This is a genomic window from Streptomyces griseus subsp. griseus, from assembly GCF_003610995.1.
GTDB lineage: Bacteria > Actinomycetota > Actinomycetes > Streptomycetales > Streptomycetaceae > Streptomyces.
The window spans coordinates 2730015-2751182 of record NZ_CP032543.1 but is presented as its reverse complement, the minus strand read 5'-3'; the positions used below and the strand labels follow the sequence as shown (position 1 = coordinate 2751182).

The 21168-nt window shown below is 71.2% G+C and carries 19 protein-coding genes and 1 pseudogene; 13 read left to right on the top strand and 7 right to left on the bottom strand.

The annotated features are described in order from the left end of the window. Positions 1 to 3 precede the first annotated feature (3 nt). Positions 4 to 1176 carry an imidazolonepropionase gene (hutI, locus tag D6270_RS12505; RefSeq protein ID WP_109165335.1) on the top strand — a complete coding sequence of 391 codons (1173 nt, stop codon included), beginning with the start codon at positions 4 to 6 and terminating at the stop codon, positions 1174 to 1176. Positions 1177 to 1320: 144 nt separating this feature from the next. On the opposite strand, the pseudogene D6270_RS12500 reads toward hutI, so the two are convergent. Then, positions 1321 to 2306: pseudogene (locus tag D6270_RS12500) on the bottom strand (RNA polymerase sigma factor SigF). 287 nt (positions 2307 to 2593) lie between these two features. Here D6270_RS12500 and D6270_RS12495 point away from each other — a divergent pair. The 6 genes from D6270_RS12495 (at position 2594) to D6270_RS12470 (ending at position 8248) form a co-directional block, all read left to right on the top strand. Beyond that, entirely contained in the window at positions 2594 to 2962 is a 369-nt protein-coding gene (locus tag D6270_RS12495) for an STAS domain-containing protein (RefSeq protein ID WP_109167477.1), read from the top strand. Between the two features lie 208 nt (positions 2963 to 3170). Further along, a complete protein-coding gene (locus D6270_RS12490; RefSeq protein ID WP_109165337.1) occupies positions 3171 to 3662 on the top strand; it encodes an ATP-binding protein in 492 nt (163 codons plus the stop codon). 179 nt (positions 3663 to 3841) lie between these two features. Further along, complete coding sequence (locus D6270_RS12485; RefSeq protein WP_109165338.1) at positions 3842 to 4567, top strand: peptidase; 726 nt, start codon at positions 3842 to 3844, stop codon at positions 4565 to 4567. Between the two features lie 32 nt (positions 4568 to 4599). Next, complete coding sequence (locus tag D6270_RS12480; RefSeq protein ID WP_225976829.1) at positions 4600 to 5748, top strand: hypothetical protein; 1149 nt, start codon at positions 4600 to 4602, stop codon at positions 5746 to 5748. After that, the gene (locus D6270_RS12475; RefSeq protein WP_109165339.1) at positions 5745 to 6824 is read left to right on the top strand and encodes a hypothetical protein; all 1080 of its coding nucleotides are present in this window, start codon (positions 5745 to 5747) and stop codon (positions 6822 to 6824) included. Before D6270_RS12480 ends, D6270_RS12475 begins: the two co-directional genes overlap by 4 nt. Next, positions 6821 to 8248: a hypothetical protein gene (locus D6270_RS12470; RefSeq protein WP_109165340.1), complete on the top strand. Its 1428-nt coding sequence runs from the start codon at positions 6821 to 6823 to the stop codon at positions 8246 to 8248. The genes D6270_RS12475 and D6270_RS12470 overlap by 4 nt, the downstream gene beginning before the upstream one ends. 90 nt (positions 8249 to 8338) lie before the next feature. Here the strand turns inward: D6270_RS12470 and D6270_RS12465 are convergent, their stop codons facing one another. Further along, positions 8339 to 9823, bottom strand: a complete 1485-nt coding sequence (locus tag D6270_RS12465; RefSeq protein ID WP_109165341.1) for an oligopeptide:H+ symporter — start codon at positions 9821 to 9823, stop codon at positions 8339 to 8341. Between the two features lie 508 nt (positions 9824 to 10331). Between D6270_RS12465 and D6270_RS12460 the strand changes: the two genes are divergently transcribed. Both D6270_RS12460 and D6270_RS12455 read left to right on the top strand, forming a co-directional pair. Then, positions 10332 to 11009 carry a response regulator transcription factor gene (locus D6270_RS12460; protein ID WP_109165342.1) on the top strand — a complete coding sequence of 226 codons (678 nt, stop codon included), beginning with the start codon at positions 10332 to 10334 and terminating at the stop codon, positions 11007 to 11009. Positions 11010 to 11109: 100 nt separating this feature from the next. Next, positions 11110 to 12375 (top strand): sensor histidine kinase, encoded by a 1266-nt coding sequence (locus D6270_RS12455; RefSeq protein ID WP_109165343.1) that lies wholly within the window; start codon positions 11110 to 11112, stop codon positions 12373 to 12375. 20 nt (positions 12376 to 12395) lie between these two features. Here the strand turns inward: D6270_RS12455 and D6270_RS12450 are convergent, their stop codons facing one another. After that, on the bottom strand, positions 12396 to 12929 hold the full coding sequence (locus D6270_RS12450) for a GtrA family protein (protein ID WP_109165344.1): 534 nt from the start codon (positions 12927 to 12929) through the stop codon (positions 12396 to 12398). 162 nt (positions 12930 to 13091) lie between these two features. Between D6270_RS12450 and D6270_RS12445 the strand changes: the two genes are divergently transcribed. The 3 genes from D6270_RS12445 to D6270_RS12435 are packed head-to-tail and all read left to right on the top strand — an operon-like array spanning position 13092 to position 15974. Then, the gene (locus D6270_RS12445; RefSeq protein WP_109165345.1) at positions 13092 to 14231 is read left to right on the top strand and encodes a 5-(carboxyamino)imidazole ribonucleotide synthase; all 1140 of its coding nucleotides are present in this window, start codon (positions 13092 to 13094) and stop codon (positions 14229 to 14231) included. Continuing rightward, positions 14228 to 14770 (top strand): 5-(carboxyamino)imidazole ribonucleotide mutase, encoded by a 543-nt coding sequence (purE, locus tag D6270_RS12440; protein WP_109165346.1) that lies wholly within the window; start codon positions 14228 to 14230, stop codon positions 14768 to 14770. The genes D6270_RS12445 and purE overlap by 4 nt, the downstream gene beginning before the upstream one ends. Before the next feature lie 10 nt (positions 14771 to 14780). Continuing rightward, a complete protein-coding gene (locus D6270_RS12435; RefSeq protein ID WP_109165347.1) occupies positions 14781 to 15974 on the top strand; it encodes a dipeptidase in 1194 nt (397 codons plus the stop codon). Here D6270_RS12435 and D6270_RS12430 read toward each other — a convergent pair. The 3 genes from D6270_RS12430 to D6270_RS12420 all read right to left on the bottom strand — a co-directional run bounded on the left by D6270_RS12430 (position 15971) and on the right by D6270_RS12420 (position 19020). Then, positions 15971 to 17149 (bottom strand): GDSL-type esterase/lipase family protein, encoded by a 1179-nt coding sequence (locus D6270_RS12430; protein ID WP_109165348.1) that lies wholly within the window; start codon positions 17147 to 17149, stop codon positions 15971 to 15973. The two genes, D6270_RS12435 and D6270_RS12430, sit on opposite strands and share 4 nt — an antisense overlap. A gap of 61 nt (positions 17150 to 17210) precedes the next feature. Continuing rightward, the gene (locus D6270_RS12425; RefSeq protein ID WP_109165349.1) at positions 17211 to 17573 is read right to left on the bottom strand and encodes a VOC family protein; all 363 of its coding nucleotides are present in this window, start codon (positions 17571 to 17573) and stop codon (positions 17211 to 17213) included. 103 nt (positions 17574 to 17676) lie between these two features. Next, positions 17677 to 19020: a UDP-glucose dehydrogenase family protein gene (locus D6270_RS12420; protein WP_109165350.1), complete on the bottom strand. Its 1344-nt coding sequence runs from the start codon at positions 19018 to 19020 to the stop codon at positions 17677 to 17679. Between the two features lie 207 nt (positions 19021 to 19227). Between D6270_RS12420 and D6270_RS12415 the strand changes: the two genes are divergently transcribed. Next, complete coding sequence (locus tag D6270_RS12415) at positions 19228 to 20385, top strand: acyl-CoA dehydrogenase (RefSeq protein ID WP_109165351.1); 1158 nt, start codon at positions 19228 to 19230, stop codon at positions 20383 to 20385. A gap of 79 nt (positions 20386 to 20464) precedes the next feature. Here D6270_RS12415 and D6270_RS12410 read toward each other — a convergent pair whose 3' ends face one another. Further along, on the bottom strand, positions 20465 to 21037 hold the full coding sequence (locus D6270_RS12410) for a dihydrofolate reductase family protein (protein ID WP_162600275.1): 573 nt from the start codon (positions 21035 to 21037) through the stop codon (positions 20465 to 20467). Positions 21038 to 21168 lie beyond the last annotated feature (131 nt).

Here is a 21168-nt window from a genome sequence, read left to right as displayed (position 1 = left end):
CAGATGACGACCACCGCCGTCACCCATATCGCCAGCCTGGTCACCAATGACCCCTCCCTCGGCAACGGGACCCCCCTGGGCCTGATCCAGGACGCGGCCGTCGTCATCGAGGGCGACCGCATCGTCTGGACCGGTGAATCAAGCAAAGCACCCGCCACTGACAACGTCCTCGACGCGGCGGGCCGGGCCATGATCCCGGGCTTCGTCGACTCCCACTCTCACCTCGTCTTCGCGGGCGACCGGACCCAGGAGTTCAACGCCCGGATGTCCGGGCAGCCCTACACCGCCGGCGGCATCCGCACCACGGTCGCCGCCACCCGCCAGGCCTCCGACGAGCAGCTCTCCGACAACGTCGCCCGCTACGTCGCCGAGGCCCTGCGCCAGGGCACCACCACCCTGGAGACCAAGTCCGGCTACGGCCTCACCGTCGAGGACGAGGCCCGCGCCCTGCGCATCGCCTCCCGCCACACCGACGAGGTCACCTACCTCGGCGCCCATGTCGTCTCCCCGGACTACGCCGACGACCCGGCCGGCTACGTCGACCTGGTCACCGGCCCGATGCTGGAGGCCTGCGCCCCGCACGCCCGCTGGATCGACGTGTTCTGCGAGCGCGGCGCCTTCGACGGCGAACAGGCCCGCGCCATCCTCACGGCGGGCCGCGCCAAGGGGCTGCACCCCCGCGTCCACGCCAACCAGCTGACGTACGGCCCCGGAGTCCAGCTCGCCGTGGAACTCGACGCCGCCTCCGCCGACCACTGCACCCACCTCACCGACGCGGACGTGGACGCGCTCGGCCAGGGCGACACGGTCGCCACGCTGCTCCCCGGCGCCGAGTTCTCCACCCGCGCCACCTGGCCCGACGCCCGCCGCCTGCTGGACGCGGGCGCCACGGTCGCGCTCTCCACGGACTGCAACCCCGGCTCGTCGTTCACCTCGTCCATGCCGTTCTGCATCGCCCTGGCCGTACGCGACATGGGGATGACCCCCGACGAGGCCCTCTGGTCCGCCACCGCGGGCGGCGCGGCGGCCCTGCGCCGCACGGACGTCGGCCGCATCACCCCGGGCGCCCGCGCCGACCTGGTCCTTCTGGACGCCCCGAGCCACGTCCACCTCGCCTACCGCCCGGGCGTCCCGCTGGTCAGCGCGGTGTGGCGGGGCGGGAAGCGGGTGGAGTAGCCGCCGGACACGCGGAAGGACCCGCTCCCCGTACGTGGATACGTACAGGAGCGGGTCCTTCCGCAGAGCCGCAGGCCCGCAGAGCCGCAAGCCCCGCAAAAGCCGTCAGCCGCCGGCCCGCAGCGCGCAAGCGCTCAGGCGGCCCTACTCGTCCAGAGTCAGCCCCTTGCGGAGCTTGACCAGCGTCCGGGAGAGCAGCCGGGACACGTGCATCTGCGAGATGCCCAGCTCCTCCCCGATCTCCGACTGCGTCATGTTGCTGACGAAGCGGAGCGAGAGGATCATGCGGTCGCGCGAGGGCAGTGCGGCGATCAGCGGCTTCAGGGACTCGACGTACTCGATGCCTTCGAGCCCGTGGTCCTCGTAGCCGATGCGGTCAGCGAGGGCGCCCTCGCCGTCGTCGTCCTCGGGCTTGGCGTCCAGCGAGCTGGCGGTGTACGCGTTGCTCGCGGACATGCCCTCGACGACCTCGTCCGGCGTGATGCCGAGGCGCTCGGACAGCTCCGCCACGGTGGGCGCGCGGTCCAGCTGCTGGGACAGCTCGTCCCCCGCCTTGGCCAGGTCGAGGCGCAGCTCCTGGAGTCGGCGCGGGACGCGCACGGACCAGCTGGTGTCGCGGAAGAACCTCTTGATCTCGCCGACGATGGTCGGCATCGCGAACGTCGGGAACTCGACACCGCGGCTCAGCTCGAACCGGTCGATCGCCTTGATCAGGCCGATGGTGCCGACCTGGACGATGTCCTCCATGGGCTCGCTGCGCGAGCGGAACCGGGAGGCGGCGAACTTGACGAGCGCGAGGTTGAGCTCGACGAGGGTGTTGCGGACGTACGCGTACTCGTGCGTGCCCTCTTCGAGGGATTCGAGACGCTCGAAGAGCGTCTTCGACAGGGCCCTGGCGTCCAGAGCCCCTATTTCGGCGTAGGGCGGGATCTCGGGCAGTCCTTCAAGCCCTGTGGAGAGCCCTGCGGAGAGCCCGTGAAGCCCTCGAACCCCTCGCCGGAAGATTCGGGTGTAGTGCTGGTGCGCGGGCCGGGAACGGCGCTCGCGGCGGGGGAGTCGGAATTGGTCGGTCCCTGAGGACATGCCGACGACGCGTTGGGGGTACGCGCTTCGTCGAGCCGGGGTGACATGGTTCTCCTCCATCGTTCTCGGCATATGGCTGCCGATGCCCATACGTGTTCCTGCGGTGAAGCGGCGCCTCCAAAGCCGGTCGTGTTTTAGGTGTCCCTCTACCCTTACCCGGTTCTTGCCAGCAGTTACAAGCGCCAATTCACCGCATATGTCCGGTTTGTTGAGGTCTTCGACTACCGCGTGGCCTACGAAACGCGTACTGTTTCACGAACGTCGGCGGCAGCTCTGTACGCAGCCGCACAGGCGGTGACGCGCACAGTGACGGACGGCGAAGAGGTACATGGGCATGGACCGCGGGACGGTCGGCAGTGCGAACCGGGGTCGGCTTCAGGTCGAGACCCGGACCGAGGGGCGCAGCGAGGTCGTGACTCCGGTAGGTGAACTCGATCACCACACCGCCGATCTGCTGCGGGAGCCGCTGGAGAGTGCGGTCGAGCAAGGGCGGTCACGCCTGGTGGTCGACTGCTCACGCCTGGACTTCTGTGACTCCACCGGGCTGAACGTGCTGCTCGGCGCCCGCCTCAAGGCGGAGGCGGTCGGAGGGGCGGTCCATCTGGCCGGGATGCAACCGGTCGTGGCGAGAGTGTTCGAGATCACCGGCGCCGAGGCGGTCTTCACCGTCCACGCCACCATCGAGGACGCCCTGCGGACCTAGATCCGGTACGGTGCGCTCGCGCGTCACCCGGCCTGACGGCCGTGTTACGCGATCGACAGCCCGAAGTGGGTGTCGTAAGGGTGCGGCCGGGCAGGAGACCCCCGTCGGCATCACGCAAAGATCCGGCACATTCGGTAACTGATCATTTCTGTTCAATCGTGAACGTGGCGAACATGACGACATGGCGAATCGGTGAGGTGAAGCGCTGATGAGCACCACCCGGCAGCATCCGCCGGGCGACCTCGGCCGCGAGCCGGAAGGAGCGGGCGCGGACTCGCCCGTTCCGGCCGAGCGGCAGTGGCGCACGCTCTCACTCGGGCAGGCCAGCGGCATTGTCCCGATGGCCCGTGATTTCGCCCGGCAGGCTCTGCACGACTGGGGCTGGCTCCCGGCCTCCAGCGCGGACCGCCGGGCCGCGGCCGAGGACGTCCTGCTGGTCGTCTCCGAGCTCGTGACCAATGCCTGCCTCCACGCGGAGGGCCCCGAGGAGCTCCGGATCGGCCGCACGCCCAAGGCGCTGCGCGTCGAGGTCGTCGACCGGGGGGCCGGCCAGCCCGCCCCCCGTACGCCGCACCGCGCCGGCCGCCCCGGCGGGCACGGCATGTTCATCGTGCAGCGCCTCTGCCTGGACTGGGGCGTGCAGCGTACGCCGGAGGCGCCGGGCAAGACCGTCTGGGCGGAGCTCGCCGCCCCAGCGTGACCGGCCGAAGCCGGGAACGTATCCCTCACGTCGAAGAGCGCGCCGGATCCGGCGCGCTCTTTGTCTTCCCTCCATCAGGCCCCGGGCGTACCTTGAGCGCCCAATCTGATGTGTCGTCAGTAACTCGCGCCCATACGGACCGTGGCGCGCGGCGACGTCCGGCATGAGGGGAACACGAGGTGTCGAACCAGAAGCGGACAGCTCTCGCGCTGACGGCCGCGCTGACGACCGGTCTTGCGGGCTCGGTGGTGCTGATGGCCGCACCCGCCGCCCACGCCGAGGTCGTGGACGTCAACTACCAGTGCGAGACGCCCATCGGGCCCAAGGGGGCCGTCTCGCCCATCGATATCAAGAGCGTAAGGAGCGGGGGCGGCTACAAGCTCACCGTGTCCTTCCAGAAGGGCGTCTCCTCCAGCCCTGTGGAGCTGGGCAAGGGGGCCATGAACCCGAGCGCCGTGATCGAGGTGGGCGGTGCGGAGACGGGGAAGGTCCAGGTCTCGGGCCCGGCGAACGGCGAGGCGATTCCGGCCAACACCCCTATCAAGATCAGCGACTTGTCGGGGACGTACACCCCGAAGAAGAGCGGCAAGGTCACCTTCACCGCCGGGGTGCTCACCATCAAGGCGCTCGGTACGACCACGACCTGTACGCCGAAGAACAGCCCCGGCCCCTCCCTGGAACTCGACGTCGAAGGCGCCGGGGGATCCGGGGGATCCGGAGGTTCCACGGGCGGTTCGACGGGCGGCGGCTCCGCCGGAGGCAGCGCCTCGGGCGGCGGTGAGCTGCCGAAGACCGGCCCCCTCGACTCGGTGGCCGCGCTCGGCACCCTCGGCGGGACCGTGCTGCTGACCGGGGCGGCCGGAGTGCTCTGGCTGACCCGGCGAGGACAGCGCCCCACAGGCTGAACGCCGGAACCGTCAGCGTGAGGGAGCCGCCCATGGAGCCGTCGACCCCGTACGGACGCTCGCCGTCGACCCCGTACAGATGCGCGGCGCCGATCCCGTACGGGCACTCGCCGTCGGTCCTGTCCGTACGCCTGCTCGCCGCCTTGCTGCTGGTGCTGCTCGTCGTCCCTGAGGCGGCGGCCGACGACGGCCCCGGGGCGCCGGCGGGCTGGACGGTCCGGCCTGCGGGAGGCGGGAGCGGTGGGCAGGAGACGAGGCCGTACGTGTACGGGGAGGCCACCCCCGCGACCGTGCTCCAGGACCTGCTCTCGGTGACCAACCCCGCCCGCACCCCGCTGACCGTACGGCTGCGGGGTGACGGCCCGGCCGGGGCGGGGCTCCGGTTCGCGGCGGAGACCGTCACCGTGCCGGCCCGGACCCGCGCCGACGTGCCGTTCGCGCTCTCCGTGCCGGGCGACGCGGTGCCGGGCGACGCGGTGCCGGGTGACCTCGCGGGGGAGATCGTGGCCGTCGGCGGGGGCCAGGAGAAGCGCGTACCGGTACGGGTGCGGGTCGGCGGTCCCACCCTGGCGGCGCTCACCGTGGAGGACGTCGAGGTGTCGGGCCGGACCATCCGGTACGCGCTGGTCAACCGGGGCAACGCGCCGCTGCGGCCCCGGCTGGCGGTGCGCGCGGACGGGGTGTTCGCCACGCTGCTGGACCGCCCGGCCCGGCCGCTGGACCTGGAGCTGGCCCCCGGCCGCCGGATGGAGCTCACCGAACCCTGGCCCGACGTGCCGGCGTTGGATTCCGTCACCGTACGGCTGCGGGTCGCCGCGGAGGGCGGGGCGCGGGACGAGGCGGCGGCCTCGGCGGTGTACGTCCCGGTGGCGCCGGTCGTCGGGGGAGGGCTCCTGGCGCTCGGCGTACTGGCGCTGCTCGGCACCGGGACGTACCGGCGGCGGCGGGACGGGCGCGGGACGGCGATGGCCGACCCGGCGGGTACGGCGGTCACCGGCCTGGACGGCGCGACGGACATCAAGCCGTCCGGAGCGACGCTCGCCGACCCGGACGGCACGTCGGACACCGATCCGGACCGCACGACTGACAGCGGGCCGGACCGCACGACGGACACCGGGCCCCAAGCCGCGCAACCGGCCCAGGAATCAAGCCCCTTGGCGAAGGCGGGAGCGGAATCGTGACGCAGCACCCCGGAAGCGGAGTCGGCAGCCGCGTCTCCCCGACTCTCCTGCTCCTCCTCTCCGTTCTCCTGCTCCTGGCCGCCTCCACCACCGCCCCGACAGCACGGGCGGCCGAAAGCGACGGCCCCTCCGTCACCCTCTCCAAGAAGGAGGCGGGCAAGGGCGGTGACATCACCGTCAAGGGAGGCGGCTGGCGCTCCGAGGCGCTGCTGATGCTGCTGATCTGCGGCAAGTCCACGCCCGAGCGGGGCGTGGTCGGCGGCACCAACTCCTGTGCGAACGCCGACGGCCGGGCCGTCACCACCGACAAGAAGGGCGCCTTCAGCAAGAAGCTGCCGGTGGCCGAACCGCCCGAGCCCTGCCCCTGCGTGGTGCACGTCGCCACGGTCACCGGCGAACAGGGCCTGGTCGACGCGGTGTTCACGGTGGCGGGCCACCCCACCGCCCCGCTGCCGCCCCCGGCCGATGAGGGAAGGCTGGCAGTGCTGGCCACCACCCGTCTTGAAGGCGAGAGTTCGCTGCTCACCTGGTTCGGGGCGCCGCCCGCACGGCAGTTGGTCTTCACCGTCGGCAACCTGGGGTCCGCGCCCGTGGAGGACCCGGTCTTCGAGATCGGCACGGCGCACGGCGTCTTCGCCCCGCAGTGGGAGGAACGCCAGTGGCGCGGCACGGTCGCCCCCGGGGGCAAGGCACAGATCAAGCTGCCGGTCGAACTCTCCGCCGGCGCGCACGGCGATTACCAGGTCTCCCTGCGGTACGGGACGAAGGTGCTGGCCGAACAGCCGTGGGAGGTGGGCCGCCCGTGGGGCGTCACGCTCTTCTGGGTGCTGCTCTGCCTGGTCGTCCCGGCCGCCGTCTTCCGTATCGGCATGGCCGTCGTGGACAAGGTCCGCCCCCGCCCCGCCGGCATGGTGGCCCGCCACGCCCGCCGCACACGGCCCGCGAGCACCGACACGGCCGTACTGCCGTGGTTCACCCAGGACTCCGCACCGTCAGAGAACCGGCGTTCCGCACCGCCGGAGAACCGACCCCCACCCACGACGAAGGGACACGTGTGGACACGCAACGGAGGATGAGCGCGGCCGGTCTCGCGCTGATGCTCGGCGGCGCGGGCCTCGTGCTGGCCGCGAGCCCGGCGCAGGCCGCCGAGGTCAGTTACGCGACGGAGTGCGTTCCGCCGCCCATTTCGGGACTGCCGCCGGTCCAGGGCACCACGAAGGTGGAGCTGAGCGCCCCGGCCGAGGCGAAGGTCGGCGACGAGATCGAGGTCGTCTGGAAGACGGTCGAGGCCGCGTCCAGGAACCCGGACGTGCTGGACCTGGGCAAGGACACGGTCAAGCCGACCGGCACGATCACGCTGGGCGGGGCCGCGAGCGGCGAGCTGAAGCTGGAGGGCCCCCGGCAGAACCCGCCCATCCCCAAGAACAGCCCCATGCTGCTGCCGGACATGACGGCCAAGCTGAAGCTGGCGGCGGCCGGGGAGATCACGCTGACCCCGGGGGCGTACAACATCAACGTCTCCAAGCCGATCTCCACGGACACCAAGTGCGCCCCGAAGGAGGCGGTGCGGCCGGGCGCCACGATCAAGGTCACGGAGGCGGGCTCCACCACCGGTGGCAGCACAACCGGAGGCTCGGACTCCGGGGGTACGGCGACGGGCGGCACGGACTCGGGAGGCGCCACGACCACCGGAGGCACGGACTCCGGCGGCACCGCCGACGGAGGAAGCACCGACGGCGGCATCACCACCGGAGGGGACGACACGGGCGGCGCCACCACCGGAGGCACCACATCCGGAGGCGGTGACACCGGTGGCACCACAGGCGGCACCGGCGGCCAGACCGACTTCCCCGGCAAGGAGATCTCCGTCGCCTACGCCTGCAAGACCCCCATCGGCGACAAGAACGCCACCTCCCCGGTCCGGATCAGCGCCAGGAAGAACGGCGGCGCCTACGACCTCACGGTGAAGTTCGGCAAGTCCGTGATGGACAGCCCGATCGACATCCCGGCCGAACAGGTCAAGCCGTCCATGGAGGTCAAGCTCGGCGGGGCCGACCAGGGCACGGTCACGGTCGAGGGGCCGCTGAACAAGGAGGTCATCAAGACCGGCGCCCCGATCGAGATCCCGGACCTCACCGGCACGTACAAGCCCGGTGCGAGCGGCAAGTCCACGCTCAGCCCGGGCGTCCTGACGGTGCTGGCCGCCGGTACGACGACGACCTGCACCCCGCCCGCCGATGTCGCGGTCTCCCTGGAGCTGGACACCTCCGCCCAGCCGGGCGGCGCGTCCGGAGGCACGGGCTCCGGCGGCTCAACGGCCGGATCGGGCGGAGCGGCGGCGTCCGGCGGCGGTACGGACTCGGGCGGCGGTCTGGCCGCCACCGGCTCCGAGGACGACGGAGCCCTGCGCGCGCTCGGCCTGGTCGCGGGTACGGCGATCCTGCTGGGCGGCGCGGTGTTCACGTTCACCCCCTGGCGGCGGCTGCGCTCCCCGCGCTGAGCCACCGGCACGGGAAAGGCGGAGGGCCGTCGCACCGGAACACTCCGGTGCGACGGCCCTCCGCCGCGTAGCGCTACAGGCTGTACGACGTCAGCGGACGTCGCCCATGAGCTGCTTGACCTTGCCTCGGTACATGAAGATCGCGATACCGGCGGCCACGGCGAGCGCCGCCTCCAGGGCCACCACCCCGGTGCCGTTGAGCCCCACACCGGCCAGCGAGAGCAGACCCGTGGTGCAGTCACCGGCGGTGACGGCGAGGAACCAGACACCCATCATCTGGCTCGCGTACTTCGCCGGGGCCATCTTCGTGGTGACCGACAGGCCGACCGGCGAGAGCGTCAGCTCGGCGACGGTCTGGATGAAGTAGATCGCGACCAGCCACATCGCGGCGGCCTTGTGGCCGTCACCCGCGATGGTCAGCGGCATCAGGAAGACGAAGAACGAGGCACCGACCAGGACGAGGCCGGAGCTGAACTTCACGATCGTGCTCGGCTCCTTGCCGCGGCGGTTCAGCGCCAGCCAGAAGGCGGCGAAGACCGGCGCGAGCGCCATGATCAGGACCGGGTTGACCGACTGGTACCAGGAGACCGGGAAGTCCCAGCCGAAGACGCTGTTGTCGGCCGAGGACTCGGCGAAGATCGCCAGCGTCGAACCGCCCTGGTCGTAGATCATCCAGAAGATGGCGGCGGCCACGAAGAACCAGATGTAGCCGGACATCTTCGACTGCTCGGCCTCGCTGAGCTCCTTGTCGCGCTTGATGCGGACGAGGACCATCACCGGGATGACCAGACCGGCGAGGGTGATCGGGACCAGCAGCCAGTTCAGCGTGTAGACGCCGGTGACGACCGTACCGATGTAGAAGACGGCCGCGATGCCGAGCCAGATCATCGACTTGCGCAGGGTCGAGGCGCGCTCGTCCTTGGAGAGCGGCTTCGGGACGATCAGGCTGCGCTCGTTCAGGTGGCGGGTGCCGAGCAGGAACTGGAGCACACCGAGGCCCATGCCGAGCGCGGCGAGGGCGAAGCCCAGGTGCCAGTTGACGTTCTCACCGACGGTGCCGATCACCAGGGGCGCCGCGAAGGCACCCATGTTGATGCCCATGTAGAAGATCGTGAAGCCACCGTCGCGGCGCGGGTCGTCCGGGCCGTCGTAGAGGTGGCCGACCATCGTCGAGATGTTGGACTTCAGCAGACCGGAGCCGATGGCCACGAGACCCAGGCCGGCGAAGAACGTGCCCTCGGCGGGCAGGGCCAGGGTCAGGTGGCCGAGCATGATCACACCGCCGGCGATGGCGACGGTCTTGCGCGGGCCCCAGACCCGGTCGCCGAACCAGCCGCCGGGCATGGCGAGCAGGTACACCAGCGACACGTAGACCGAGTAGATCGCGGTCGCCGTGGCGGGGTTCATGTCGAGACCGCCGGGCGCGATCAGGTAGAGGGGGAGCAGTGCCCTCATGCCGTAGTAGCTGAAGCGCTCCCACATCTCCGTCATGAAGAGTGTGGCCAGGCCGCGGGGGTGGCCGAAGAAGGTCTTCTCGCCGGAACTGGCCGAGTCCTTCGTCAGGCTGGACGCCATGGTCGATCCTTGCTGGTCGGGACGGGCTCGCCTTGTGAGCGGTGCGCGCCCGGTGGGGGGGGGGGGGGGGGGGGGGGTAGCCGGCACCGGCGCGGCCGCACCCCATCCCCACGCCTGAGGGGGGACTCGCCCCGGGGCCGGGCTCCGGATCGGAGCGTTCGGCGGCGGGGCGGGGAAGTGCCGCGTCGGGATCCACACCCGGGTGCGTTCGTACGCTCCGGGCCCGGCTCACAGGTCATTCACTCAAGACGGGCCGGCGCGAACCGGCCCAACACACAGAAGAGACCCTTGGTGCTCATGGCGGCCCAAAGGTCCTTCATCAGTGCAACAGGCACGGGACACCATACGACACGACACAGCGGGATATGGAAGGACTTGAGACATGGATCACAGGTAATGGTGGAACCAGGCTCCCATATTCAAAGGTCTGTGGCCGGATTGCGACCCTGACCCGCAGGCGTGGGCGAGGGCCTCACTCCGGACGTCCCGGCCGGACTACCATCAGTCCATGACCCGTGTACTGCTCGCCGAGGACGACGCGTCCATCTCGGAGCCACTGGCCCGCGCACTGCGTCGGGAGGGTTACGAGGTCGAGGTCCGCCAGGACGGCCCGACGGCTCTGGACGCCGGACTCCAGGGCGGGATCGACCTCGTGGTCCTCGATCTGGGGCTGCCCGGGATGGACGGCCTCGAAGTCGCCCGCCGCCTCCGCGCCGACGGCCACACCGTGCCGATCCTGGTGCTGACGGCCCGTGCCGACGAGGTCGACACGGTGGTCGGCCTGGACGCCGGCGCCGACGACTACGTCACCAAGCCCTTCCGCCTGGCCGAGCTCCTCGCCCGGGTCCGCGCCCTGCTCCGCCGCGGCGCCTCCGAGCCCGTCGCGCAGCCCGCCACCCACGGCGTCCGGATCGACGTCGAGTCGCACCGGGCCTGGATGGGCGAGGAGGAACTCCAGCTCACCGCCAAGGAGTTCGACCTGCTGCGGGTCCTGGTCCGGGACGCCGGCCGGGTCGTCACCCGCGACCAGCTGATGCGCGAGGTCTGGGACACCACCTGGTGGTCCTCCACCAAGACGCTGGACATGCACATCTCCTGGCTCCGCAAGAAGCTCGGAGACGACGCGGCCAATCCCCGTTACATCGCCACGGTCCGGGGCGTCGGCTTCCGGTTCGAGAAGAGCTGACGTACGAAGCCCTCATGCCTCCGTTGCCTCCGTACGAAGCACCCGTGCCCCCTGACGGCGAACAGCTTCCCGATGAAGCCCGACGACCCGACGGGCAGCCGTGCGCCGCCGTCTGATCAACTCCACGCTCGCCGTGGTCCTCGTCGTCATCGCCGTCTTCGGTGTCTCCCTGGTCATCGTGGAGACGCGCACCATCAGCGCCAGCGCCCAGGAGAGCATCGAATCCGAGGCGCTGCGGCTGATCAGCGTGGTCGACAGCCGGCTGCTGGGCGACGAGGTGATCAGCTCCGGGGTGCTGTCCGAGCAGATCGGCGCCGACCGGTTCGCCCTGATCGAGATCCCGGGCCGCGCCCCCATCGCCGTCGGGGAGCGCCCCAGCGGCAGCGTCCTGAGCGCCACCCAGACCGGTGAGCGGGGCGAGAAGGTCACCGTCGAGGAGTCCCGCTCGGCCGTCACCCGCGAGGTCGGGCGCACGCTGCTGATCATCGGCGCGGTGGCGCTGCTCGCGATCATCTCGGCCGTGCTCCTCGCCGTACGCCAGGCCAACCGGCTGACCTCCCCGCTCACCGACCTCGCCGAGACCGCCGAACGCCTCGGCTCCGGTGACCCCCGCCCGCGCCACAAGCGGTACGGGGTGCCCGAGCTGGACCGGGTCGCCGACGTCCTGGACTCCTCCGCCGAGCGGATCGCCCGGATGCTGACCGCCGAGCGGCGCCTGGCGGCGGACGCCTCGCACCAGCTGCGTACGCCGCTCACCGCGCTCTCCATGCGGATCGAGGAGATCTCGGTGACCGACGACCCGGAGACGGTGAAGGAGGAGGCGAACATCGCCCTCACCCAGGTGGAGCGCCTCACCGACGTCGTGGAGCGGCTGCTGACCAACTCCCGGGACCCGCGGACGGGCTCCGCCGTCGTCTTCGACCTGGACGAGGTCATCAAGCAGCAGATCGAGGAGTGGCGCCCCGCCTACCGCTCCACGGGCCGCGCGCTGGTCTGCTCGGGCAAACACGGCCTGCGGGCGGTCGGCACCCCGGGCGCGGTCGCCCAGGTCCTGGCGGCGCTGATCGAGAACTCCCTGATGCACGGCGGCGGCACCGTCGCCCTGCGCACCCGCGTCACCGGCAACCAGGTGGTCATCGAGGTCACCGACGAGGGCCCCGGCGTCCCGGCCGAGCTGGGGGCGCGTATCTTCGAGCGGACGATCAGCGGCCGTAACTCCACCGGGATCGGCCTGGCCGTCGCCCGCGACCTGGCGGAGGCGGACGGCGGCCGGCTGGAACTGCTCCAGCAGCACCCGGCGGTCTTCGCGCTCTTCCTCAGCCGCATCCCGCTGGACCGCATGGACCCCGAACGCCCGGTGCGCTGAGCGGAGAACTGCCGAAGGCGTCAGTTCCGTACGGGACCGGGCTCTACGGTCTCCGTCGACCGCCGCTGTTCCAGAAACCGGTCCGGGCTGAGCACGGCCTCCTCGGAGGGGAGCGCCTTGCCGGGGAGGGTCTTGAAGACCCACGTCCGGTAGGACCAGAAGCGGAAGAGGGTCGCGATCCCGATGCCGAGGACCTTGAAGACGTTGCTCTGGACCGGGCTGTCCCAGCCGAAGCCGTACGTCGCGAGGTACAGCACACCGTTCTCGATCACCGCGCCCGCCGCGCTGAACAGCAGGAACAGGGTCAGCTCACGGGTCCGGCCGGTCTTGTCGCGGTCCCGGTAGGTCCAGTAGCGGAAGCCGACGTAGTTGCAGAGGATGGCGACGAAGGTCGCCAGCACGCTCGCCCGGACGACCTGGAGGTCGGTGGTGTGCCGGATCAGGTTGAAGACCAGGATGTTGACCAGCAGCCCCACCGCACCGACCGCGCCGAACTTGGCGACCTCCCGGGCCAGCAGATCAAGCCGGGTCCGCAGTGCGCCCCGTTCGCTCATGGTGATCGCTCAGTCCGTCCGTTCGGTGGCGTCGACGGGTCCGTCAACCCAGCCATGCTAACCAGCCCTCCCGTGTGACACCCCGCCGATGGGCCGGAGCCCGCCGGGGACGGCACCCGGACGGGGTCCCGGCCGCCCCGGCGCGCCCGATACCCTGGGGGTGTGACGTTCCCGGTAGTCGGCATGGTCGGCGGCGGTCAGCTCGCCCGTATGACCCACGAGGCGGGTATCCCCCTCGGCCTGAAATTCAAGCTCCTCAGTGACACGCCCCAGGACTCGGCGGCCCAGGTGGTCAGCGAGGTCGTCATCGGCGACTATCGCGACCTGGAGACGCTGCGCGCCTTCGCGCAGGGCTGCGACGTGATCACCTTCGACCACGAGCACGTGCCCACCGAGCACCTGCGGGCCCTGGAGGCGGACGGCATCCCCGTGCGCCCCGGCCCCGATGCCCTGGTGCACGCGCAGGACAAGGGGGTGATGCGCGCCCGGCTCGCGGAGATCGGCGCGCCCTGCCCCCGTAACCGCATCGTGAGCGACCCGGCCGACGCCGTCGCGTTCGCCGAGGAGGCCGGGGGCTTCCCCGTCATCCTCAAGACCGTGCGCGGCGGGTACGACGGCAAGGGCGTGTGGGTGGTCCGCTCCGAGGCGGACGCGGCCGACCCGTTCCGCGCCGGGGTCCCGGTTCTCGCGGAGGAGAAGGTCGACTTCGTACGGGAGCTGGCGGCCGACATCGTCCGCTCGCCGCACGGCCAGGCCGTCGCCTACCCGGTGGTCGAGTCCATCCAGGTCGACGGGGTCTGCGACACGGTGATCGCCCCCGCCCCCGGCCTGTCCGAGGAGCTGGCCGGCGAGGCCCAGCAGCTCGCGCTCCGCATCGCCGCCGAGCTGGGGGTCGTCGGCCACCTCGCGGTGGAGCTGTTCGAGACGCGCGACGGCCGCATCCTGGTCAACGAGCTGGCCATGCGCCCGCACAACTCGGGCCACTGGACCATGGACGGCGCGATCACCTCGCAGTTCGCCAACCACGTACGGGCGGTCCTCGACCTCCCCCTCGGCGACCCGCGCCCGCGCGCCCCCTGGACGGTCATGTGCAACGTCCTGGGCGGCGACTACCCGGACATGTACCAGGCGTATCTGCACTGCATGGCACGCGACCCGCAGCTCAAGATCCACATGTACGGAAAGGACGTGAAGCCCGGCCGCAAGGTCGGCCACGTCAACACCTACGGCGACGACCTGGCGGACGTGCGGGAGCGCGCCCGGCACGCGGCCGACTACCTGCGAGGAACGATCACCGAATGACATCCCCCTCCGCACCGGCCGCACCCGTGATCGGCATCGTGATGGGCTCGGACTCCGACTGGCCCGTCATGGAGGCGGCGGCCAAGGCGCTCGACGAGTTCGAGATCCCGTACGAGGTCGACGTCGTCTCCGCCCACCGCATGCCGCGCGAGATGATCGCGTACGGCGAGGAGGCGGCGGGCCGCGGTCTGCGGGCGATCATCGCGGGCGCGGGCGGAGCCGCCCACCTGCCCGGGATGCTGGCCTCGGTCACCCCGCTGCCGGTCATCGGCGTGCCGGTCCCGCTGAAGTACCTGGACGGCATGGACAGCCTGCTCTCCATCGTCCAGATGCCCGCCGGTGTCCCCGTCGCCACCGTCTCGGTCGGCGGCGCGCGCAACGCGGGCCTGCTCGCCGCCCGGATCCTGGCCACGCGGGACCCCGCGCTCCAGGAGCGGATGCGGGAGTTCCAGCAGGAGCTGAACGACCAGGCCACGGAGAAGGGCAAGCGGCTGCGCTCCAAGGTCCAGGGCTCGGACTCCTTCGGCTTCGGAAAGTAGGGGCAGGCTGATGGACCACCTCCAGCGAGCCCACGAGCTCCTCGCCGCCCACCCGGTCGTCGACGGCCACAACGACCTCCCCTGGGCCCTGCGCGAGCAGGTCGGCTACGACCTGGACGCCCGGGACATCGCCGCCGACCAGCGCGGCCGGCTCCACACCGACCTGGCCCGGCTGCGGGCCGGCGGGGTCGGCGGCCAGTTCTGGTCCGTCTACGTGCGCACCGACCTGACCGGCGACGCGGCGGTCAGCGCCACGCTGGAACAGATCGACATCGTCGCCGAGCTGATCGCCCGCTACCCGACCCATCTGCGCCGCGCGCTCACCGCCGACGACCTGGAGAAGGCCCGCGCCGAGGGCCGGATCGCCTCCCTGATGGGTGCCGAGGGCGGCCACTCGATCAACAACTCGCTGGGCACCCTGCGAGCCCTGCACGAGCTGGGCGTCCGCTATATGACGCTCACCCACAACGACAACATCGACTGGGCCGACAGCGCCACCGACCTGCGCCGCCTCGGCGGCCTCTCCGCCTTCGGCCACGAGGTCGTCCGCGAGATGAACCGCATCGGCATGCTGGTCGACCTCTCGCACGTCGCGGACGGCGTCATGCGCGACGCGATCGCCACCAGCACCGCGCCGGTGATCTTCTCGCACTCCTCGGCCCGCGCCGTCTGCGACCACCCGCGCAACATCCCCGACGACGTGCTGGCGGCGCTCCCGGCCAACGGCGGGGTCGCGATGGCCACGTTCGTCCCGAAGTTCGTGCTGCCCGCGGCCGTCGCCTGGACCCAGGCCGCCGACCGCAACATGCGCGAGCACGGCCTGCACCACCTGGACACCACCCCGCAGGCGATGCGCATCCACGAGGACTTCGAGGCGGTCAACCCCCGCCCGCAGGCCACCGTGGCGACCATCGCGGACCACCTGGACCACATGCGGGAGGTTGCCGGCGTCGACCACATCGGCATCGGCGGCGACTACGACGGCACGGCCTTCACCCCGCACGGCCTGGAGGACGTCTCCGGCTATCCCAACCTGATCGCCGAGCTGCTCCGCCGCAACTGGTCCGAGGCCGACCTCGCCAAGCTGACCTGGCAGAACGCCGTACGCGTGCTGCGCGACGCGGAAGCCGTGGCCCGCGACGAGCAGGCCACGCGCGGCCCGTCCCACGCGACGATCACGGAGCTGGACGGGCGGATCCACTAGCGGGCGGTGGCGAACGGTCCCCCCGGCCCGAAGGCGTGCGTCCCGAAGCGCTCGCCCATGCGCCGGTGGGCGGCCGCGTCCGGGTGGAGCCGGTCGGGCAGCGGCAGCTCGGCGAAGTCGGCCTCGCCGTACAGGGCGAGGCCGTCCAGGTAGGACAGCCGCGGGTCCTCGTCCGCCCGCTCCGCCACGATCCGGGCGAGCTCCTCCCGTACGACCCGAAGCGTCAGCTTCCCGAGGGCCGCCTCCGAGGGGTCGCCCAACGCCGCGAACTCCACCCGCCCGTCCGCGATGTCCGGGGCGGCCGGTCCGGGGGTGGTCTCCTGGGCTGGGCAGAGGATGGGCGAGACCACCAGCAGGGGCGTGGTGGGGTGCCCCTCGCGGACGGTGTCGAGGAACCCGTGCACGGCCGGTCCGAAGGCGCGCAGCCGCATCAGATCCCGGTTCACGAGGTTGATGCCGATCTTGACGCTGATCAGGTCGGCCGGGGTGTCCCGCAGGGCGCGCGCGGTGAACGGATCGAGGAGCGCGCTGCCGCCCAGGCTCAGGTTGATCAGCTCCACACCTGCCGAGGCGGCGGCCAGGGCGGGCCAGGCGGTGGCGGAGCTGTCGGCGGCGGACCCCTGGCTGATCGAACTGCCGTGGTGCAGCCACACCCGCCGCCCGCCCGGCTCCACGGGGGTGACGGGAGCATCGGTGCGCAGGGCCATCAGCTCGGTGGTCTCGGTGTACGGCAGCCAGACCTCGACGGTCTTCTCCCGCGCGGCCAGCCCGTCGAACCGGACGGTGCCGACCGGCCCGTGGACCGTCTCCTGAGACCCGTCGCCCAGGTCCACCGTCACCCGGTCACCCCCGCCCGCCGAGGCCCGCCCGGCCGGCTCCCCGTCGACGTGGAGGTCGTACGCGCCGTCCGGGCGTGGCGGGACGCCCCGGTACCCGACGACCGTGCGCAGGACGTCCACCTCGACGGCGGTGGCCCGGGTGCGGAACACCAGCCGTACGCCGGAGGGCTGGGTCTCCGCCTGCGCCACCTGCTCGTCACCGCCGAACTGGGCCCGGGCGCGGGCGGGCAGCCGGTGGGGGAGAAGGCCGCCGCGTGCGGTGCGCTCCAGGTCGAGTGCGCCGCGTACGAGGTCGTCGGTGAGGGGGGTGGTGATCAAGCCGGGGGAGTCGTCCATGGGTGCAGCCTGTCCACGGGACGCGCGATCACCACGTGCCGAGGGCCACTTTCGCCCCGGTTCAGCGGGCGCAGAGGCAGAACGGGTGCCCGGCCGGGTCGGCGTACACCCGGAAGGACCGCTTCCGGTCCTTGGTGTCCAGCGGCCGTGCCCCCAGCGCCAGCACCTCCCGCTCCGCCGCGTCGAGATCCTCCACGGTCAGGTCCAGGTGGAACTGCTGGGAGCCGTCGGGCCGGGGCCACCGCGGCGGTACGAAGCCCGGGGTGGCCTGGAACGCCAGCGGGGTGCCCGGGGCGTCCACGAGGTCGACCCAGCGGCCCCCGTCGTCCTTGACGGTGCCGCCGATCAGATCGGCGTAGAAGTGAGCGAGCGCGGCGGGGTCGGGGCAGTCCAGCACGACGGCGCCGAGTGTGGCGATGGGCATGACGCGTACCTCCGGATGATCGCCGCCCTGTTGCGGCATGGGGCAACGCCTACCCCGTCCCGGCCGGGGGGTGCGGGTACATCCGGGTGGATGGGGCGGGCGCTCAGGCCTTCGGCCGCCCCATCGCCCGGTAGGTCCAGCCGGCCTCGCGCCACACCGCGCTGTCCAGGGCGTTCCGCCCGTCCAGGATGATCCGGCGGGACACCGCCTCGCCCAGCTCCGCCGGGTCCAGCTCGCGGAACTCCCGCCACTCCGTCAGATGCAGCACCACGTCCGCCCCGCGCACGGCCTCCAGCGCGGAGTCGGCGTAACCGAGCGTCGGGAACAGCCGACGGGCGTTCTCCATCCCCTTCGGGTCGAAGACGGTCACCTGGCCGCCCTGGAGGTGGATCTGCCCGGCGACATTGAGCGCGGGGGAGTCGCGTACGTCGTCGGAGTCCGGCTTGAACGCGGCGCCCAGGACGCCCACCCGCGTACCGAGGAATGAACCGCCGCCCACGGCCTCCCGGGCCAGCTCCACCATGTGGCCGCGGCGGCGCATGTTGATGGAGTCGACCTCGCGGAGGAAGGTGAGCGCCTGGTCCGCGCCCAGCTCGCCGGCGCGCGCCATGAAGGCCCGGATGTCCTTGGGCAGGCAGCCGCCGCCGAAGCCGATCCCGGCCCGCAGGAACTTCTTCCCGATGCGCTCGTCGTGCCCGATGGCCTCGGCGAGCTTCACGACGTCCCCGTCGGCGGCCTCGCAGACCTCGGCCATGGCGTTGATGAAGGAGATCTTGGTGGCGAGGAAGGAGTTGGCGGAGGTCTTCACCAGCTCGGCGGTCGGGAAGTCCGTCACCACGAAGGGGGACCCCTCCGCGACCGGCCCGGCGTACACCTCGCGGAGCAGCTTCTCGGCCCGCTCGCTCTCCACGCCGACCACGATCCGGTCCGGGTGCAGGGTGTCGTTGACGGCGAAGCCCTCGCGCAGGAACTCCGGGTTCCAGGCCAGCTCGGCGCCCGTGCCCGCCGGGGCCAGCTCCGCGAGGCGGGCGGCGAGGCGGGCGGCGGAGCCGACGGGGACGGTCGACTTGCCGACGACCAGGGCGGGCCGGGTGAGATGGGGGGCGAGCGACTCGAAGGCGCTGTCGACGAAGCTCATGTCACAGGCGTACTCACCGTGCTTCTGCGGAGTGTTCACACAGACGAAGTGCACGTCCCCGAACTCCCCGACCTCCTCCCAGGAGGTGGTGAAGCGCAGCCGTCCGGTGGACCCTTCGATGCCCGCGACATGCCGCTGGAGCATCTCCTCAAGACCCGGCTCGTACATCGGCACGCGCCCGGTGGACAGCAGTTGGATCTTCTCCGGTACGACGTCGAGTCCGAGGACCTCGAACCCCAGCTCTGCCATGGCCGCGGCATGGGTGGCGCCGAGATAGCCGGTGCCGATCACAGTGATCCTGAGGGCCATGGGTGCTCCTGGGAGGTACGGACGGACGTGCGAACCGAGCATAGTCGCGGCGGTTGCCCCCACCTCTCCCCACCCGATACACCACTTACCACCTCATTTGCCCGACCCCTGTCACGAAGCTCACGTGGCACTCACGTATGCCGTCCCGGGGCTTCGGCACTAAAATTGAGTTACTTAACGGTAGTTAGCATCTGGGGAGTGAGCGTCTTGGCGGGTTCGACCGATTTCGACCTGTACCGTCCGGCCGAGGAGCACGACATGCTCCGCGACACCATCCGCGCGCTCGCCGAGACGAAGATCGCCCCCTTCGCCGCCGCGGTCGACGAGGAGGCCCGCTTCCCGCAGGAGGCGCTGGACGCCCTGGTCGCCTCGGACCTGCACGCCGTCCACGTCCCGGAGGAGTACGGCGGGGCCGGGGCCGACGCGCTCGCCACGGTCATCGTGATCGAGGAGGTGGCCCGGGCCTGCGCGTCCTCCTCCCTGATCCCGGCGGTCAACAAGCTCGGCTCGCTCCCGGTGATCCTCTCCGGCTCCGAGGAGCTGAAGGCCAAGTACCTCGGCCCGCTGGCCAAGGGCGACGCGATGTTCTCGTACGCGCTCTCCGAGCCGGACGCCGGCTCGGACGCGGCGGGCATGAAGACCAAGGCCGTCCGCGACGGTGACTTCTGGGTCCTCAACGGGGTGAAGCGCTGGATCACCAACGCGGGCGTCTCCGAGTTCTACACGGTCATGGCGGTCACCGACCCGACCAAGCGCTCCAAGGGCATCTCCGCGTTCGTCGTGGAGAAGTCCGACGAGGGTGTCTCCTTCGGCGCCCCGGAGAAGAAGCTCGGCATCAAGGGCTCGCCGACGTGCGAGGTCTACCTCGACAACGTCCGTATCCCCGCCGACCGCATGATCGGCGAGGAGGGCACCGGCTTCGCCACCGCGATGAAGACCCTGGACCACACCCGCATCACCATCGCCGCCCAGGCCCTCGGCATCGCCCAGGGCGCGCTGGACTACGCGAAGGGCTACGTCCAGGAGCGCAAGCAGTTCGGCAAGCCGATCGCCGACTTCCAGGGCATCCAGTTCATGCTCGCCGACATGGCGATGAAGCTGGAGGCGGCCCGCCAGCTCACCTACTCCGCCGCCGCCAAGTCCGAGCGCGTCGACGGCGACCTGACCTTCTTCGGCGCGGCGGCCAAGTGCTTCGCCTCGGACGTGGCGATGGAGGTCACCACGGACGCGGTCCAGCTCCTGGGCGGCTACGGCTACACCCGCGACTACCCGGTGGAGCGCATGATGCGCGACGCCAAGATCACCCAGATCTACGAGGGCACCAACCAGGTCCAGCGCATCGTGATGGCGCGCAACCTGCCGTAACGGCTTCTCACGGCTCTTCGCGAAACGACGGCCCCCGGCGCGCGATGCCGGGGGCCGTACGTGCGCACCGGCCCGGGCATCAGCGCACCACGTCGAACACGTTCTTCTGGATGCCGTTCGCGTACGCCTCGTACTCGACCAGCTTCAGCTTCTGGGTGTCCTTGTCGCTCGTGCTGAACAGCCGCTTGCCGGCGCCCAGCAGCAGCGGGAAGACCAGCAGGTGGTAGCGGTCGATCAGGCCCGCGTCGGACAGGCTGTGGTTCAGGGCGGCGCTGCCGTGGACGATGACCGGTCCGCCCTCGGTCTTCTTGAGGGCGGCGACCTCGTCGGCTGACCGCAGGATCGTGGTGTCGCCCCAGCCGGAGACCAGATCGTCCTCCTGGAGCGTGGTGGAGACGACGTACTTCGGCATCACCTTGTACCGGGCGAACTCCTCCATCCCCGGCCACACCGCGCTGAACGCCTCGTAGCTGGTCCGGCCCATCATCAGCGCGCCGGCCTCCTCCTGCTCCCGGCCCTTGATCTCGTACGCCTCCGGGAGGAACTCCACGTCCTGGAAGGTCCACCCCGAGTTCCGGTAGCCGGGCTCGCCTCCCGGGGCCTCCATGACGCCGTCGAGGGAGACGAAGGCGGTGCTGATCAGAGGGCGCATCGGGGGCTCCTGGATTTCTCGGACGGCGCTCGGTGCGAGCATCGGCTCTTACGGGCGTGCTGACCGCGCGCCCCGCCGAAACTCATCGGTCCGGCCAGGCCCAGCCATCCGGACCCACAGCCGGTACCCTC

Bases quoted from the DNA above. Each gene is read 5' to 3' on its own strand.
- D6270_RS12430 (WP_109165348.1), bottom strand. From the start codon at position 17,149: ATGGACGACTCCCCCGGCTTGATCACCACCCCCCTCACCGACGACCTC.
- D6270_RS12495 (WP_109167477.1), top strand. From the start codon at position 2,594: ATGGACCGCGGGACGGTCGGCAGTGCGAACCGGGGTCGGCTTCAGGTC.
- D6270_RS12490 (WP_109165337.1), top strand. From the start codon at position 3,171: ATGAGCACCACCCGGCAGCATCCGCCGGGCGACCTCGGCCGCGAGCCG.
- D6270_RS12420 (WP_109165350.1), bottom strand. From the start codon at position 19,020: ATGGCCCTCAGGATCACTGTGATCGGCACCGGCTATCTCGGCGCCACC.
- D6270_RS12480 (WP_225976829.1), top strand. From the start codon at position 4,600: ATGGAGCCGTCGACCCCGTACGGACGCTCGCCGTCGACCCCGTACAGA.
- D6270_RS12450 (WP_109165344.1), bottom strand. From the start codon at position 12,929: ATGAGCGAACGGGGCGCACTGCGGACCCGGCTTGATCTGCTGGCCCGG.
- D6270_RS12460 (WP_109165342.1), top strand. From the start codon at position 10,332: ATGACCCGTGTACTGCTCGCCGAGGACGACGCGTCCATCTCGGAGCCA.
- D6270_RS12435 (WP_109165347.1), top strand. From the start codon at position 14,781: ATGGACCACCTCCAGCGAGCCCACGAGCTCCTCGCCGCCCACCCGGTC.
- hutI (WP_109165335.1), top strand. From the start codon at position 4: ATGACGACCACCGCCGTCACCCATATCGCCAGCCTGGTCACCAATGAC.
- D6270_RS12425 (WP_109165349.1), bottom strand. From the start codon at position 17,573: ATGCCCATCGCCACACTCGGCGCCGTCGTGCTGGACTGCCCCGACCCC.
- D6270_RS12465 (WP_109165341.1), bottom strand. From the start codon at position 9,823: ATGGCGTCCAGCCTGACGAAGGACTCGGCCAGTTCCGGCGAGAAGACC.
- purE (WP_109165346.1), top strand. From the start codon at position 14,228: ATGACATCCCCCTCCGCACCGGCCGCACCCGTGATCGGCATCGTGATG.
- D6270_RS12410 (WP_162600275.1), bottom strand. From the start codon at position 21,037: ATGCGCCCTCTGATCAGCACCGCCTTCGTCTCCCTCGACGGCGTCATG.
- D6270_RS12470 (WP_109165340.1), top strand. From the start codon at position 6,821: ATGAGCGCGGCCGGTCTCGCGCTGATGCTCGGCGGCGCGGGCCTCGTG.